Here is a 15,351-nt window from a genome sequence, read left to right on the forward strand (position 1 = left end):
GACACGACAATGACGATTTTTGATAATTATGAAGTGTGGTTTGTAATTGGCAGCCAGCATTTGTATGGCCCGGAAACCCTGCGTCAGGTCACCCAACATGCCGAGCACGTCGTTAATGCGCTGAATACGGAAGCGAAACTGCCCTGCAAACTGGTGCTAAAACCGCTGGGTACCACGCCGGACGAAATCACCGCAATTTGCCGCGATGCCAATTACGACGATCGTTGCGCGGGTCTGGTGGTGTGGCTGCACACCTTCTCCCCGGCAAAAATGTGGATCAACGGCCTGACCATGCTCAACAAACCGTTGCTGCAATTCCACACCCAGTTTAACGCGGCGCTACCGTGGGACAGCATCGACATGGACTTTATGAACCTGAACCAGACTGCACACGGCGGTCGCGAGTTCGGTTTCATCGGCGCGCGTATGCGTCAGCAACATGCCGTCGTTACCGGTCACTGGCAGGATAAACAAGCACATGAGCGTATCGGCTCCTGGATGCGTCAGGCGGTATCTAAACAGGATACCCGTCATCTGAAAGTCTGCCGTTTTGGCGATAACATGCGTGAAGTGGCGGTCACTGACGGCGATAAAGTTGCCGCACAGATCAAGTTCGGTTTCTCCGTCAATACCTGGGCGGTTGGCGATCTGGTGCAGGTAGTAAACTCCATCAGCGACGGCGATGTTAACGCGCTGGTCGATGAGTACGAAAGCTGCTACACCATGACGCCTGCCACTCAAATCCACGGCGAAAAACGACAGAACGTGCTGGAAGCGGCGCGTATTGAGCTGGGGATGAAGCGTTTCCTGGAACAAGGTGGCTTCCACGCGTTCACCACCACCTTTGAAGATTTGCACGGTCTGAAACAGCTTCCTGGTCTGGCCGTACAGCGTCTGATGCAGCAGGGTTACGGCTTTGCGGGCGAAGGCGACTGGAAAACTGCCGCCCTGCTTCGCATCATGAAGGTGATGTCAACCGGTCTGCAGGGCGGCACCTCCTTTATGGAGGACTACACCTATCACTTCGAGAAAGGTAATGACCTGGTGCTCGGCTCCCATATGCTGGAAGTCTGCCCGTCGATTGCCGTAGAAGAGAAACCGATCCTCGACGTTCAGCACCTCGGTATTGGCGGTAAAGATGATCCAGCCCGCCTGATCTTCAATACCCAAACCGGTCCAGCGATTGTCGCCAGCCTGATTGATCTCGGCGATCGTTATCGTCTGTTGGTTAACTGCATCGACACGGTGAAAACACCGCACTCCCTGCCGAAACTGCCGGTGGCGAATGCGCTGTGGAAAGCGCAACCGGATCTGCCAACTGCTTCCGAAGCGTGGATCCTTGCTGGTGGCGCGCACCATACCGTCTTCAGCCATGCGCTGAACCTCAACGATATGCGCCAGTTCGCCGAGATGCACGACATTGAAATCACGGTAATTGATAACGACACCCGCCTGCCAGCGTTTAAAGACGCGCTGCGCTGGAACGAAGTGTATTACGGATTTCGTCGCTAAGTAGCCGCATCAGGTATGTAACGCCTGATGCGACGCTGGCGCGTCTTATCAGGCCTACGTGCTGCGATTTTGTAGACCGGATAAGCAACGCGCATCCGGCATTCAGCGCCTGATGCGACGCTGACGCGTCTTATCAGGCCTACGCGCTGTGATTTTGTAGGCCGGATAAGCAAAGCGCATCCGGCATTCAGCGCCTGATGCGACGCTGACGCGTCTTATCTGACCTACGCGCTGCGATTTTGTAGGCCGGAGAAGCAACGCGCATCCGGCACGAAGGAGTCAACATGTTAGAAGATCTCAAACGTCAGGTTTTAGAAGCCAACCTGGCGCTCCCAAAACACAACCTGGTCACTCTGACCTGGGGCAACGTCAGCGCCGTTGATCGCGAGCGCGGCGTCTTTGTGATCAAACCTTCCGGCGTCGATTACAGCATCATGACCGCTGACGATATGGTTGTGGTCAGCATCGAAACCGGTGAAGTGGTTGAAGGTACGAAAAAGCCCTCCTCCGACACGCCAACTCACCGGCTGCTCTATCAGGCATTCCCGTCCATTGGCGGCATTGTGCATACGCACTCGCGCCACGCCACCATCTGGGCGCAGGCGGGCCAGTCAATTCCGGCAACCGGCACCACCCACGCCGACTATTTCTACGGCACCATTCCCTGCACCCGCAAAATGACCGACGCAGAAATCAACGGTGAATATGAGTGGGAAACCGGTAACGTCATCGTAGAAACCTTTGAAAAACAGGGTATCGATGCGGCGCAAATGCCTGGCGTACTGGTCCATTCTCACGGTCCGTTTGCGTGGGGTAAAAACGCCGAAGATGCGGTGCATAACGCTATCGTGCTGGAAGAGGTCGCTTATATGGGGATTTTCTGCCGCCAGCTGGCCCCGCAGCTCCCTGATATGCAGCAAACCTTGCTGGATAAACACTATCTGCGTAAGCATGGTGCAAAGGCGTATTACGGGCAGTAATGACTGTATAAAACCACAGCCAGTCAAACGAAACCAGGCTATACTCAAGCCTGGTTTTTTATTGGATTTTCAGCGTGGCGCAGGCAGGTTTTATCTTAACCCGACACTGGCGGGATACCCCTCAAGGGACCGAAGTTTCTTTCTGGCTAGCAACGGACAACGGGCCGTTGCACGTTACGCTTGCACCGCAAGAGTCCGTGGCGTTTATTCCCGCCGATCAGATTCCCCGCGCTCAGCATATTCTGCAGGGTGAACAAGGCTTTCGCCTGACGCCGCTGGCGTTAAAGGATTTTCACCGTCAGCCGGTGTATGGCCTTTACTGTCGCGCCCATCGCCAGTTGATGAATTACGAAAAGCGCCTGCGTGAAGGTGGCGTTACCGTTTACGAGGCTGATGTGCGCCCGCCAGAACGCTATCTGATGGAGCGTTTTATCACCGCTCCGGTGTGGGTCGAGGGAGATATGCGCAATGGCGCTATCGTCAATGCTCGCCTGAAACCGCATCCCGACTATCGTCCGCCGCTCAAGTGGGTTTCTATTGATATTGAAACCACCCGCCACGGTGAGCTGTACTGCATCGGCCTGGAAGGTTGCGGGCAGCGCATCGTTTATATGCTGGGGCCAGAGAATGGCGACGCCTCCGCGCTCGATTTCGAACTGGAATACGTTGCCAGCCGCCCGCTGCTGCTGGAAAAACTTAACGCCTGGTTTGCAAACCACGATCCCGATGTGATCATCGGCTGGAACGTGGTGCAGTTCGATCTGCGAATGCTGCAAAAACATGCCGAGCGTTACCGTATTCCACTGCGTCTGGGGCGCGATAACAGCGAGCTGGAGTGGCGCGAGCACGGCTTTAAAGACGGCGTCTTTTTCGCCCAGGCTAAAGGTCGGCTAATTATCGACGGTATCGAGGCGCTGAAATCCGCGTTCTGGAATTTCTCTTCATTCTCACTGGAAACTGTTGCTCAGGAGCTATTAGGCGAAGGAAAATCTATCGATAATCCGTGGGATCGGATGGACGAAATTGACCGCCGTTTCGCCGAAGATAAGCCCGCGCTGGCGACTTATAACCTGAAAGATTGCGAACTGGTGACGCAGATTTTCCATAAAACAGAAATCATGCCATTTTTGCTCGAACGAGCAACGGTGAACGGCCTGCCAGTAGATCGGCACGGGGGATCGGTGGCGGCGTTTGGTCATCTCTATTTTCCCCGTATGCACCGCGCTGGTTATGTCGCGCCTAATCTCGGCGAAGTGCCGCCACACGCCAGCCCTGGCGGCTACGTGATGGATTCGCGGCCAGGGCTTTATGATTCGGTGCTGGTGCTGGACTACAAAAGCCTGTATCCGTCGATCATCCGCACTTTTCTGATTGATCCCGTCGGGCTGGTAGAAGGCATGGCGCAGCCTGATCCAGAGCACAGCACCGAAGGTTTTCTTGATGCCTGGTTCTCGCGGGAAAAACATTGCCTGCCGGAGATTGTGACTAACATCTGGCACGGGCGCGATGAAGCCAAACGTCAGGGCAACAAGCCGCTGTCGCAGGCGCTGAAGATCATCATGAATGCCTTTTATGGCGTGCTCGGCACCACCGCCTGCCGCTTTTTCGATCCGCGCCTGGCCTCGTCGATCACCATGCGTGGTCATCAGATCATGCGGCAAACCAAAGCATTGATTGAAGCGCAGGGCTACGACGTGATCTACGGCGATACCGACTCAACGTTTGTTTGGCTGAAAGGCGCACATTCGGAAGAAGAGGCGGCGAAAATCGGTCGTGCACTGGTGCAGCACGTTAACGCCTGGTGGGCGGAAACGCTGCAAAAACAACGGCTGACCAGCGCATTAGAACTGGAGTATGAAACTCATTTCTGCCGTTTTCTGATGCCAACCATTCGCGGAGCCGATACCGGCAGCAAAAAACGCTACGCCGGGCTGATTCAGGAGGGTGACAAACAGCGGATGGTGTTTAAAGGGCTGGAAACCGTGCGCACCGACTGGACGCCGCTGGCCCAGCAGTTTCAGCAGGAACTTTACCTGCGCATCTTCCGCAACGAGCCATATCAGGAATACGTACGCGAAACCATCGACAAACTGATGGCGGGTGAACTGGATGCCCAACTGGTTTACCGTAAACGGCTGCGCCGTCCGCTGAGCGAATATCAGCGTAATGTACCGCCACATGTACGCGCTGCACGCCTTGCCGATGAAGAAAACCAAACACGCGGTCGCCCCTTGCAATACCAGAACCGTGGCACCATTAAGTACGTATGGACCACCAACGGCCCGGAGCCGCTGGACTACCAACGTTCACCGCTGGATTACGAACACTATCTGACCCGCCAGCTTCAGCCAGTGGCGGAAGGAATACTCCCCTTTATTGAGGATAATTTTGCTACACTTATGACCGGGCAACTTGGGCTATTTTGAGCAAAAAAAGAGTTCGTCAGATACCATTTTGATGCGTGACGAATGCCTTGCCATCCAGTACCATAGCGCCCTTTCCATTCCTGGACCTGAATAACACCACTACCACATTAGCCTGGTAGCGGGTAGTTATTGCCTGCAATTAAAGATATAGAGCCAAACACATATGCCTTTTACACTTGGTCAACGCTGGATCAGCGATACAGAAAGCGAATTAGGACTTGGAACCGTTGTCGCGGTGGATGCGCGAACTGTCACATTACTTTTCCCATCTACTGGTGAAAACCGTCTGTACGCACGCAGTGATTCCCCCGTGACCCGCGTGATGTTCAACCCTGGTGATACCATTACCAGCCATGACGGCTGGCAGATGCAAGTCGAAGAAGTAAAAGAAGAAAATGGCTTGCTGACCTATATCGGTATTCGCCTGGATAATGAAGAGTCCGGCGTAGCCCTGCGTGAAGTTTTCCTTGATAGCAAACTGGTGTTCAGCAAACCGCAGGACCGTCTGTTTGCCGGGCAGATTGACCGTATGGACCGCTTTGCGCTGCGTTATCGCGCGCGTAAGTATTCCAGCGAACAGTTCCGTATGCCGTACAGCGGCCTGCGCGGTCAGCGTACCAGTCTGATCCCGCACCAGCTCAACATCGCTCATGATGTTGGTCGCCGCCACGCGCCGCGCGTTCTGCTGGCTGACGAAGTGGGTTTAGGGAAAACCATTGAAGCTGGGATGATCCTGCATCAGCAGTTGCTCTCTGGCGCTGCTGAACGTGTGCTGATTATCGTACCGGAAACTTTACAGCATCAGTGGCTGGTGGAAATGCTGCGCCGTTTCAACCTGCGCTTTGCTCTGTTTGATGATGAGCGTTATGCCGAAGCTCAGCACGATGCTTACAACCCGTTCGATACCGAACAGCTGGTGATTTGCTCTCTGGATTTTGCCCGTCGTAGCAAACAGCGTCTGGAACACCTCTGTGAAGCCGAGTGGGATCTGCTGGTGGTCGATGAAGCGCATCACCTGGTGTGGAGCGAAGACGCGCCGAGCCGTGAATATCAGGCTATTGAACAACTGGCAGAGCACGTGCCGGGCGTTCTGCTGCTGACCGCAACCCCGGAACAGCTGGGAATGGAAAGCCACTTCGCCCGTCTGCGTCTGCTGGACCCGAACCGTTTCCACGATTTTGCGCAATTCGTTGAAGAGCAGAAAAATTATCGTCCGGTTGCGGACGCCGTTGCCATGCTGCTGGCAGGTAACAAACTGAGCAATGACGAACTGAACATGCTCGGTGAGATGATCGGCGAGCAGGATATTGAGCCGCTGTTGCAAGCAGCAAACAGCGACAGCGAAGATGCACAGAGCGCCCGTCAGGAACTGGTTTCGATGCTGATGGATCGCCACGGCACCAGCCGCGTGCTGTTCCGTAACACGCGTAACGGTGTGAAAGGCTTCCCGAAACGCGAACTGCACACTATTAAGCTGCCGCTGCCGACGCAGTATCAGACCGCAATTAAAGTGTCCGGCATTATGGGCGCACGCAAAAGTGCGGAAGATCGCGCTCGCGATATGCTCTACCCGGAGCGTATTTATCAGGAATTTGAAGGTGATAACGCTACCTGGTGGAACTTCGATCCGCGCGTTGAGTGGCTGATGGGCTACCTGACCAGCCATCGCTCTCAGAAAGTGCTGGTGATCTGCGCCAAAGCTGCCACTGCGCTGCAACTGGAGCAAGTACTGCGCGAACGTGAAGGTATTCGCGCCGCAGTGTTCCACGAAGGCATGTCGATTATCGAACGTGACCGCGCTGCCGCCTGGTTTGCCGAAGAAGACACCGGCGCACAGGTACTGCTGTGCTCGGAAATCGGTTCTGAAGGACGTAACTTCCAGTTCGCCAGCCACATGGTGATGTTTGACCTGCCATTCAACCCGGATCTGCTGGAGCAGCGTATTGGTCGTCTGGATCGTATTGGTCAGGCGCACGATATTCAGATCCATGTGCCTTATCTGGAGAAAACCGCTCAGTCGGTGCTGGTGCGCTGGTATCACGAAGGTCTGGATGCATTCGAGCACACCTGCCCGACCGGACGCACTATTTACGATAGCGTATACAACGATCTGATTAACTATCTGGCTTCACCGGATCAAACCGAAGGCTTTGACGATCTGATCAAAAACTGCCGCGAGCAGCATGAAGCGCTGAAAGCACAGCTGGAACAGGGTCGTGACCGCCTGCTGGAAATCCATTCCAACGGTGGCGAAAAAGCCCAGGCACTGGCAGAAAGCATTGAAGAGCAGGATGACGATACCAACCTGATCGCCTTCGCCATGAACCTGTTCGATATCATCGGTATCAATCAGGACGATCGCGGCGACAACATGATCGTGCTGACGCCGTCCGACCATATGCTGGTGCCGGACTTCCCTGGCCTGTCGGAAGACGGTATTACCATCACCTTCGACCGTGAAGTGGCGCTGGCGCGTGAAGATGCACAGTTTATTACCTGGGAGCATCCGCTCATCCGCAACGGTCTGGATCTGATCCTCTCTGGCGATACTGGTAGCAGCACGATTTCACTGTTGAAAAACAAAGCATTGCCGGTAGGTACACTGTTGGTAGAGCTGATTTACGTGGTTGAAGCCCAGGCGCCGAAGCAGTTGCAGCTTAACCGCTTCCTGCCACCGACGCCGGTACGTATGCTGCTGGATAAAAACGGCAACAACCTGGCGGCGCAGGTAGAGTTTGAAACCTTTAACCGTCAGCTTAACGCGGTTAACCGTCACACCGGCAGCAAACTGGTTAACGCCGTGCAGCAGGATGTTCACGCTATCCTCCAGTTGGGTGAAGCGCAGATCGAGAAATCTGCCCGTGCATTGATTGATGCAGCGCGTAACGAAGCCGACGAAAAACTGTCTGCCGAGCTGTCTCGTCTGGAAGCGCTGCGCGCAGTGAACCCGAACATTCGTGACGACGAACTGACCGCCATTGAAAGCAACCGTCAGCAGGTAATGGAAAGCCTGGATCAGGCAGGCTGGCGTCTGGATGCCCTGCGTTTGATCGTTGTAACGCATCAGTAACGGAGCCGAAAATGGGGATGGAAAACTACAATCCACCGCAGGAGCCCTGGTTGGTTATCCTGTATCAGGATGACCACATTATGGTGGTCAACAAGCCGAGCGGTTTATTGTCTGTGCCAGGTCGTCTGGAAGAGCACAAAGATAGCGTGATGACGCGCATTCAGCGTGATTATCCGCAGGCAGAATCGGTGCATCGTCTGGATATGGCTACCAGCGGCGTGATTGTAGTGGCGCTGACCAAAGCCGCGGAGCGGGAGTTAAAACGCCAGTTCCGCGAGCGCGAGCCGAAAAAGCAGTATGTGGCCCGCGTCTGGGGGCATCCATCCCCTGCGGAAGGTCTGGTGGATCTGCCGCTGATTTGCGACTGGCCAAACCGCCCGAAACAGAAAGTCTGTTACGAAACTGGCAAGCCTGCGCAGACGGAATATGAAGTGGTGGAGTATGCGGCGGATAACACGGCAAGAGTGGTGTTAAAACCGATTACCGGGCGTTCGCATCAGTTGCGTGTGCATATGCTGGCGCTGGGTCATCCGATTCTCGGCGATCGTTTTTATGCATCACCAGAAGCGAGAGCAATGGCACCGCGTTTGTTGCTGCATGCGGAGATGCTGACAATTACTCATCCGGCGTATGGCAATAGTATGACGTTTAAAGCGCCAGCGGATTTTTAATCGTCACGCTGGCGAAGTTCGGTAGGCCGGAGAAGGCGTTCACGCCGCATCCGGCAATTTTGCGCCGATTGCCTGATGCGACGCGGGTCGCGTCTTATCAGGCCTACACTTTGAAACTTATTTAAATCCTTTCTGCTGCTTAATCAGCTCATACGCCTGCTGAATTTCCTGCGCTTTTTGCTTCGCCATCTCCATCATCTCTGGCGGTAAACCTTTCGCCACCAGCTTATCCGGATGGTGTTCACTCATCAGCTTACGGTAGGCGCGTTTAATGGTGGTCGCCTCATCCGTTGGCTTCACGCCCAGCACATTACAGGCATCTTCCAGCGTCGGGCCACGCTGCGCTTGCTGCCAGTTACCACCGCCGGACTGCTGCTGATAACCGCCGCCAAACTGTGCACCGCCCTGCATCATGCGCAGAAACTGATCAAACTGGGCGCGGGAGATGCCTAATTCTTCAGCAATGACATACAGCACCGCTCGCTCATTCGGATGCAGCGAACCATCAGCAAATGCCGCCTGAATCTGGATCTCCAGAAACATGCGAATTAAATCAAAACGCCCGAAGCAGACACTGCGGAACTGACGCATCTTTTCGCGCAGTGGGTAATTGTCTGATTTTCCCACCCGGAACGCATTTTGTGCCGCAGTACGGGAAGCACCATGAAGATTCATTCGCTCCATCAGCTGGCTGGCGATATGAATATCAGCCTCGGTAACGCGACCTTTGGATTTGGTTAAATGCCCCATCACTTCAAAAGTGGTGGCAAAAAACAGCGCCTGACGCTCGCGCTGGTTGGCGAACCACGCCATCTTGCGGCTACGGGCTTTATCAAACATATGGCCAATTAACAGGCCTAACACAACGCCCCAAAAGCCGCCGCCCATCAGTAAGGCCACGGCCACGCCAATGATTTTTCCCCAATACTGCATATATTCCCCAAATGGACTTACGGAAACCAGCGCTATCTCCCACAATATAAAGGTGCTTTTACCGTTTTCCGGCTGCGGTCAATTGTGGGACATCGCCTATAATTTGCATTATCATACCTGTCATTCAATGCCGTGCCTAACACCACAGACGCTATTCGGACAGGATTAACACTAGCGTAGAGATGACGAGTACGTTAGTCTCTGACCGTTTGTCACGCGCAACGTTACCGATGATGGAACAATAAAATCAACGTATGAAAAAACGTATCCCCACTCTCCTGGCCACCATGATTGCCACCGCCCTTTATAGTCAACAGGGACTGGCAGCCGACCTCGCCTCACAGTGCATGTTGGGCGTGCCAAGCTATGACCGTCCTCTGGTACAGGGCGATACCAATGACCTACCCGTGACGATTAATGCTGACCATGCAAAGGGGAACTACCCCGATGACGCCGTGTTTAGCGGCAGCGTGGATATCATGCAGGGTAACAGCCGTCTGCAGGCCGATGAAGTACAGCTTCATCAAAAAGAGGCGCCAGGACAACCGGAGCCGATACGTACCGTCGATGCGCTCGGTAATGTCCATTACGACGATAACCAGGTGATCCTCAAAGGGCCAAAAGGCTGGACGAATCTGAACACCAAAGACACCAACGTCTGGGAAGGTGATTATCAGATGGTGGGGCGTCAGGGGCGCGGTAAAGCAGACCTGATGAAACAGCGTGGCGAAAACCGCTACACCATTCTGGATAACGGTTCTTTTACCTCCTGTCTGCCAGGTTCTGATACCTGGAGCGTGGTGGGTAGCGAAATTATTCATGACCGCGAAGAACAAGTCGCGGAGATCTGGAACGCCCGTTTTAAAGTGGGTCCGGTTCCGATCTTTTACAGCCCCTATTTACAGTTGCCGGTGGGTGACAAACGCCGTTCTGGTTTCTTGATCCCGAACGCCAAGTACACCACCACCAACTACTTTGAGTTCTACCTGCCGTATTACTGGAACATCGCGCCAAATATGGATGCCACCATAACGCCGCATTATATGCATCGTCGTGGCAACATTATGTGGGAAAACGAATTCCGTTATCTCACCCAGGCCGGCGCAGGCTTGATGGAACTAGACTATCTGCCTTCGGATAAAGTCTATGAAGATGAACATCCAGAAGATAGCAATTCACGCCGTTGGTTGTTCTACTGGCAACACTCTGGAGTGATGGACCAGGTTTGGCGCTTTAACATCGACTACACCAAAGTCAGCGACCCGACCTATTTCAATGATTTTGATAATAAATATGGTTCCAGTACCGATGGTTATGCCACGCAAAAATTCAGCGTGGGCTATGCGGTGCAGAACTTTGACGCCACGCTTTCGACTAAACAATTCCAGGTTTTTGATGATACCAGTGGCAACAGCTATGCCGCTGAACCACAGTTAGACGTCAACTACTACCATAACGATCTCGGCCCGTTTGATACCCGAGTTTATGGTCAGGCAGTGCATTTTGTTAATACAAACAGCAATATGCCGGAGGCTACCCGCGTTCATCTGGAGCCGACGATCAACCTGCCGTTATCTAACACCTGGGGCAGTATCAATACCGAAGCGAAGCTACTGGCTACCCATTATCAGCAGACCAATCTCGACTGGTATAACAGCAACCCACAAAACAATAAGTTGGCAGATTCTGTTAACCGCGTAATGCCGCAATTTAAAGTTGACGGCAAAATGGTCTTCGAACGTGATATGGAAATGCTGGCGCCGGGTTACACCCAGACGCTGGAGCCGCGCGCACAATACCTGTATGTGCCGTATCGCGATCAGAGCGACATCTATAACTATGACTCCTCATTGCTGCAATCCGACTACTCGGGCCTGTTCCGGGACCGGACTTATGGCGGTCTTGACCGTATTGCTTCCGCGAACCAGGTCACGACCGGTATCACAACTCGCGTATATGATGATGCAGCCGTTGAACGTTTTAATATTTCCGTTGGTCAAATCTACTATTTCACGGAGTCTCGCACCGGCGATGACAACATAACATGGGAGAATGACGACAAAACGGGCTCACTGGTATGGGCAGGCGATACCTACTGGCGCATCTCCGAGCGCTGGGGATTGCGTGGCGGTATTCAGTACGATACTCGTCTGGATAACGTAGCCACCAGTAACACCAGCATTGAATACCGTCGGGATGAAGACCGTCTGGTACAGCTGAACTATCGCTACGCCAGCCCGGAATATATTCAGGCTACACTGCCTAAATACTATTCCACTGCCGAGCAGTATAAGAATGGCATTTCGCAGGTGGGTGCAGTCGCTAGCTGGCCAATCGCCGATCGTTGGTCGATTGTCGGGGCGTACTACTACGACACCAACGCGAACAAGCAAGCCGACTCAATGTTAGGTGTGCAATACAGCTCCTGCTGCTATGCGATTCGCGTCGGTTATGAGCGTAAGCTGAACGGTTGGGATAACGATAAACAACATGCGATATATGACAACGCAATCGGCTTTAACATCGAACTTCGTGGCCTGAGTTCCAACTACGGTCTGGGTACGCAAGAGATGCTGCGTTCGAACATTCTGCCGTATCAAAACTCTTTGTGATTTGTTGATTTACCACGTAATCCGCAGTGCGGTTAATTGAAATGGAAAAAGTATGAAGAACTGGAAAACGCTGCTTCTCGGTATCGCCATGATTGCGAATACCAGTTTCGCTGCCCCCCAGGTAGTCGATAAAGTCGCAGCCGTCGTCAATAACGGCGTCGTGCTGGAAAGCGACGTTGATGGATTAATGCAGTCGGTAAAAATGAACGCTGCCCAGGCAAGGCAGCAACTTCCTGATGACGCTACGCTGCGCCACCAAATCATGGAACGTTTGATCATGGATCAAATTCTCCTGCAGATGGGGCAGAAAATGGGGGTTAAAATCTCCGATGAGCAGCTTGATCAGGCGATTGCCAACATTGCCAAACAGAACAACATGACGCTGGATCAGATGCGCAGCCGTCTGGCTTACGATGGTCTGAACTACAACACCTATCGTAATCAGATCCGCAAAGAGATGATTATCTCGGAAGTGCGCAACAACGAAGTGCGTCGTCGCATCACTATCCTGCCACAGGAAGTTGAAGCTCTGGCGCAGCAAGTCGGTAATCAAAATGATGCCAGCACTGAACTGAACTTAAGCCACATCCTGATCCCGCTGCCGGAAAACCCGTCTTCTGAACAGGTGAATGAGGCGGAAACTCAGGCGCGTGCCATTGTCGATCAGGCACGTAACGGTGCAGACTTCGGCAAACTGGCTATCGCTCACTCTGCCGATCAGCAAGCGCTGAACGGCGGCCAAATGGGCTGGGGTCGCATTCAGGAGCTGCCGGGGATCTTCGCCCAGGCATTAAGCACCGCGAAGAAAGGCGACATTGTTGGCCCAATTCGTTCCGGCGTTGGCTTCCATATTCTGAAAGTTAACGACCTGCGCGGCGAAAGCAAAAATATCTCGGTGACCGAAGTTCATGCTCGCCATATTCTGCTGAAACCGTCGCCTATCATGACTGACGAACAGGCCCGCGTGAAACTGGAACAAATTGCTGCGGATATCAAGAGCGGTAAAACCACATTTGCTGCCGCAGCAAAAGAGTTCTCTCAGGATCCTGGCTCTGCAAATCAGGGCGGCGATCTCGGTTGGGCTACGCCAGATATTTTCGATCCGGCCTTCCGTGATGCGTTGACCCGCCTGAACAAAGGCCAAATGAGTGCACCGGTTCACTCTTCATTCGGCTGGCATTTAATCGAACTGCTGGACACCCGTAACGTCGATAAAACCGATGCGGCGCAAAAAGATCGTGCATACCGCATGCTGATGAACCGTAAGTTCTCGGAAGAAGCAGCAAGCTGGATGCAGGAACAACGCGCCAGCGCTTATGTGAAAATTTTGAGCAACTAATGGTTAAACCCCAACGTGTTGTGATCACTCCCGGCGAACCCGCCGGGATTGGCCCGGACTTAGTTGTCCAGCTTGCACAACGAGAGTGGCCGGTAGAACTGGTTGTTTGTGCCGATGCCACTCTCCTTACCGACCGGGCAGCGATGCTCGGTTTACCGCTTAACCTCCGCCCTTATTCCCCCGACTCCCCTGCGCAACCGCAATCTGCGGGAACGCTGACGCTACTTCCCATTGCACTACGTGTACCTGCCACTGCGGGACAATTAGCAGTTGAGAATGGGCATTATGTGGTGGAGACGCTGGCACGCGCGTGCGACGGTTGCCTTAACGGCGAATTTGCCGCGCTGATCACAGGTCCGGTGCATAAAGGCGTCATTAATGACGCAGGCATTCCGTTTACCGGTCATACCGAGTTTTTTGAAGAACGCTCGCAGGCGAAAAAAGTGGTGATGATGCTGGCAACCGAAGAACTTCGCGTGGCGCTGGCAACAACGCATTTACCGCTGCGCGATATTGCAGACGCCATCACCCCTGCGCTTCTGCACGAAGTGATTGCTATTTTGCATCACGATTTGCGAACCAAATTTGGTATTGCCGAACCGCGCATTCTGGTCTGTGGCCTGAATCCGCACGCGGGCGAAGGCGGTCATATGGGCACGGAAGAGATAGATACCATCATTCCCGTTCTCGACGAACTGCGGGCGCAGGGAATGAAACTCAACGGGCCGTTGCCTGCCGATACCCTGTTTCAGCCGAAATATCTCGACAACGCCGACGCTGTGCTGGCGATGTACCACGATCAGGGTCTTCCCGTGCTAAAATACCAGGGCTTCGGGCGCGGTGTGAACATTACGCTGGGCCTGCCCTTTATTCGCACATCAGTGGACCACGGCACCGCGCTTGAACTGGCGGGACGTGGCAAAGCCGATGTCGGCAGTTTTATTACGGCGCTTAATCTCGCCATCAAAATGATTGTTAATACCCAATGAATAATCGAGTCCACCAGGGCCATTTAGCCCGTAAACGCTTCGGGCAAAACTTTCTCAACGATCAGTTCGTGATCGACAGTATTGTTTCTGCCATTAACCCGCAAAAGGGCCAGGCAATGGTCGAAATCGGCCCCGGTCTGGCAGCTTTAACCGAACCGGTTGGCGAACGACTGGACCAGCTGACAGTCATCGAACTTGACCGCGATCTGGCAGCGCGCCTGCAAACGCATCCGTTCTTAGGCCCGAAACTGACGATTTATCAGCAGGATGCGATGACCTTCAACTTCGGTGAACTGGCAGAGAAAATGGGCCAGCCGCTGCGTGTTTTCGGCAACCTGCCGTATAACATTTCCACGCCGTTGATGTTCCATCTGTTTAGCTATACTGATGCCATTGCCGACATGCACTTTATGTTGCAAAAAGAGGTGGTGAATCGTCTGGTTGCAGGACCGAACAGCAAGGCGTATGGTCGATTAAGCGTCATGGCGCAATACTATTGCAACGTGATCCCGGTGCTGGAAGTGCCGCCATCAGCCTTTACACCACCACCCAAAGTGGATTCCGCCGTCGTACGTCTGGTTCCGCACACGACGATGCCTTATCCGGTTAAAGATATTCGCGTGCTGAGTCGTATCACCACTGAAGCCTTTAACCAGCGTCGTAAAACCATTCGTAATAGCCTCGGCAACTTGTTTAGCGCCGATGTGTTAACGGGAATGGGGATCGACCCAGCGATGCGAGCGGAAAATATCTCTGTCGCGCAATATTGCCAGATGGCGAACTATCTGGCGGAGAACGCGCCTTTGCAGGAGAGTTAAC

General features: G+C 53.6%; 10 protein-coding genes. 9 read left to right on the forward strand and 1 reads right to left on the reverse strand.

Translation table 11 applies throughout. The annotated features are described in order from the left end of the window. The first annotated feature begins 9 nt into the window (after positions 1–9). The 5 genes from araA (at position 10) to rluA (ending at position 8,659) form a co-directional block, all read left to right on the forward strand. Positions 10–1,512, forward strand: a complete 1,503-nt coding sequence (araA, locus tag FEK47_RS12790) for an L-arabinose isomerase (RefSeq protein WP_000151734.1) — start codon at positions 10–12, stop codon at positions 1,510–1,512. A gap of 284 nt (positions 1,513–1,796) precedes the next feature. Then, positions 1,797–2,492: an L-ribulose-5-phosphate 4-epimerase gene (araD, locus tag FEK47_RS12795; RefSeq protein WP_000888658.1), complete on the forward strand. Its 696-nt coding sequence runs from the start codon at positions 1,797–1,799 to the stop codon at positions 2,490–2,492. A 74-nt stretch (positions 2,493–2,566) separates the two neighbouring features. Next, complete coding sequence (polB, locus tag FEK47_RS12800; RefSeq protein ID WP_138183202.1) at positions 2,567–4,918, forward strand: DNA polymerase II; 2,352 nt, start codon at positions 2,567–2,569, stop codon at positions 4,916–4,918. Between the two features lie 163 nt (positions 4,919–5,081). Further along, positions 5,082–7,988, forward strand: coding sequence for an RNA polymerase-associated protein RapA (gene rapA, locus FEK47_RS12805; RefSeq protein ID WP_135486680.1), 2,907 nt, complete (start codon positions 5,082–5,084; stop codon positions 7,986–7,988). Positions 7,989–7,999: 11 nt separating this feature from the next. Next, entirely contained in the window at positions 8,000–8,659 is a 660-nt protein-coding gene (gene rluA / locus FEK47_RS12810) for a bifunctional tRNA pseudouridine(32) synthase/23S rRNA pseudouridine(746) synthase RluA (protein WP_000525176.1), read from the forward strand. 117 nt (positions 8,660–8,776) lie between these two features. Here the strand turns inward: rluA and djlA are convergent, their stop codons facing one another. After that, positions 8,777–9,592 (reverse strand): co-chaperone DjlA, encoded by an 816-nt coding sequence (djlA, locus tag FEK47_RS12815; RefSeq protein WP_130204881.1) that lies wholly within the window; start codon positions 9,590–9,592, stop codon positions 8,777–8,779. A 254-nt stretch (positions 9,593–9,846) separates the two neighbouring features. On the opposite strand from djlA, the gene lptD reads away from it, so the two are divergent. From lptD to rsmA, 4 genes are read left to right on the forward strand one after another with little or no spacing between them, the layout of a single operon-like run. Further along, positions 9,847–12,204, forward strand: coding sequence for an LPS assembly protein LptD (lptD, locus tag FEK47_RS12820; protein ID WP_130217452.1), 2,358 nt, complete (start codon positions 9,847–9,849; stop codon positions 12,202–12,204). 52 nt (positions 12,205–12,256) lie between these two features. Next, positions 12,257–13,543: a peptidylprolyl isomerase SurA gene (gene surA, locus FEK47_RS12825; protein ID WP_000800488.1), complete on the forward strand. Its 1,287-nt coding sequence runs from the start codon at positions 12,257–12,259 to the stop codon at positions 13,541–13,543. After that, complete coding sequence (pdxA, locus tag FEK47_RS12830; RefSeq protein ID WP_135486681.1) at positions 13,543–14,532, forward strand: 4-hydroxythreonine-4-phosphate dehydrogenase PdxA; 990 nt, start codon at positions 13,543–13,545, stop codon at positions 14,530–14,532. The genes surA and pdxA overlap by 1 nt, the downstream gene beginning before the upstream one ends. Then, positions 14,529–15,350: a 16S rRNA (adenine(1518)-N(6)/adenine(1519)-N(6))-dimethyltransferase RsmA gene (gene rsmA / locus FEK47_RS12835; protein ID WP_130204875.1), complete on the forward strand. Its 822-nt coding sequence runs from the start codon at positions 14,529–14,531 to the stop codon at positions 15,348–15,350. Before pdxA ends, rsmA begins: the two co-directional genes overlap by 4 nt. Position 15,351 lies beyond the last annotated feature (1 nt).

Source organism: Escherichia sp. E3659 (assembly GCF_005781135.1).
Classification (GTDB): Bacteria; Pseudomonadota; Gammaproteobacteria; order Enterobacterales; family Enterobacteriaceae; genus Escherichia.

What these genes read in the sequence shown, in the direction of transcription:
- araA (WP_000151734.1), top strand. Translation starts at nt 10, where the DNA reads ATGACGATTTTTGATAATTATGAAGTGTGGTTTGTAATTGGCAGCCAG.
- araD (WP_000888658.1), top strand. Translation starts at nt 1,797, where the DNA reads ATGTTAGAAGATCTCAAACGTCAGGTTTTAGAAGCCAACCTGGCGCTC.
- rapA (WP_135486680.1), top strand. Translation starts at nt 5,082, where the DNA reads ATGCCTTTTACACTTGGTCAACGCTGGATCAGCGATACAGAAAGCGAA.
- rluA (WP_000525176.1), top strand. Translation starts at nt 8,000, where the DNA reads ATGGGGATGGAAAACTACAATCCACCGCAGGAGCCCTGGTTGGTTATC.
- djlA (WP_130204881.1), bottom strand. Translation starts at nt 9,592, where the DNA reads ATGCAGTATTGGGGAAAAATCATTGGCGTGGCCGTGGCCTTACTGATG.
- lptD (WP_130217452.1), top strand. Translation starts at nt 9,847, where the DNA reads ATGAAAAAACGTATCCCCACTCTCCTGGCCACCATGATTGCCACCGCC.
- surA (WP_000800488.1), top strand. Translation starts at nt 12,257, where the DNA reads ATGAAGAACTGGAAAACGCTGCTTCTCGGTATCGCCATGATTGCGAAT.
- pdxA (WP_135486681.1), top strand. Translation starts at nt 13,543, where the DNA reads ATGGTTAAACCCCAACGTGTTGTGATCACTCCCGGCGAACCCGCCGGG.
- rsmA (WP_130204875.1), top strand. Translation starts at nt 14,529, where the DNA reads ATGAATAATCGAGTCCACCAGGGCCATTTAGCCCGTAAACGCTTCGGG.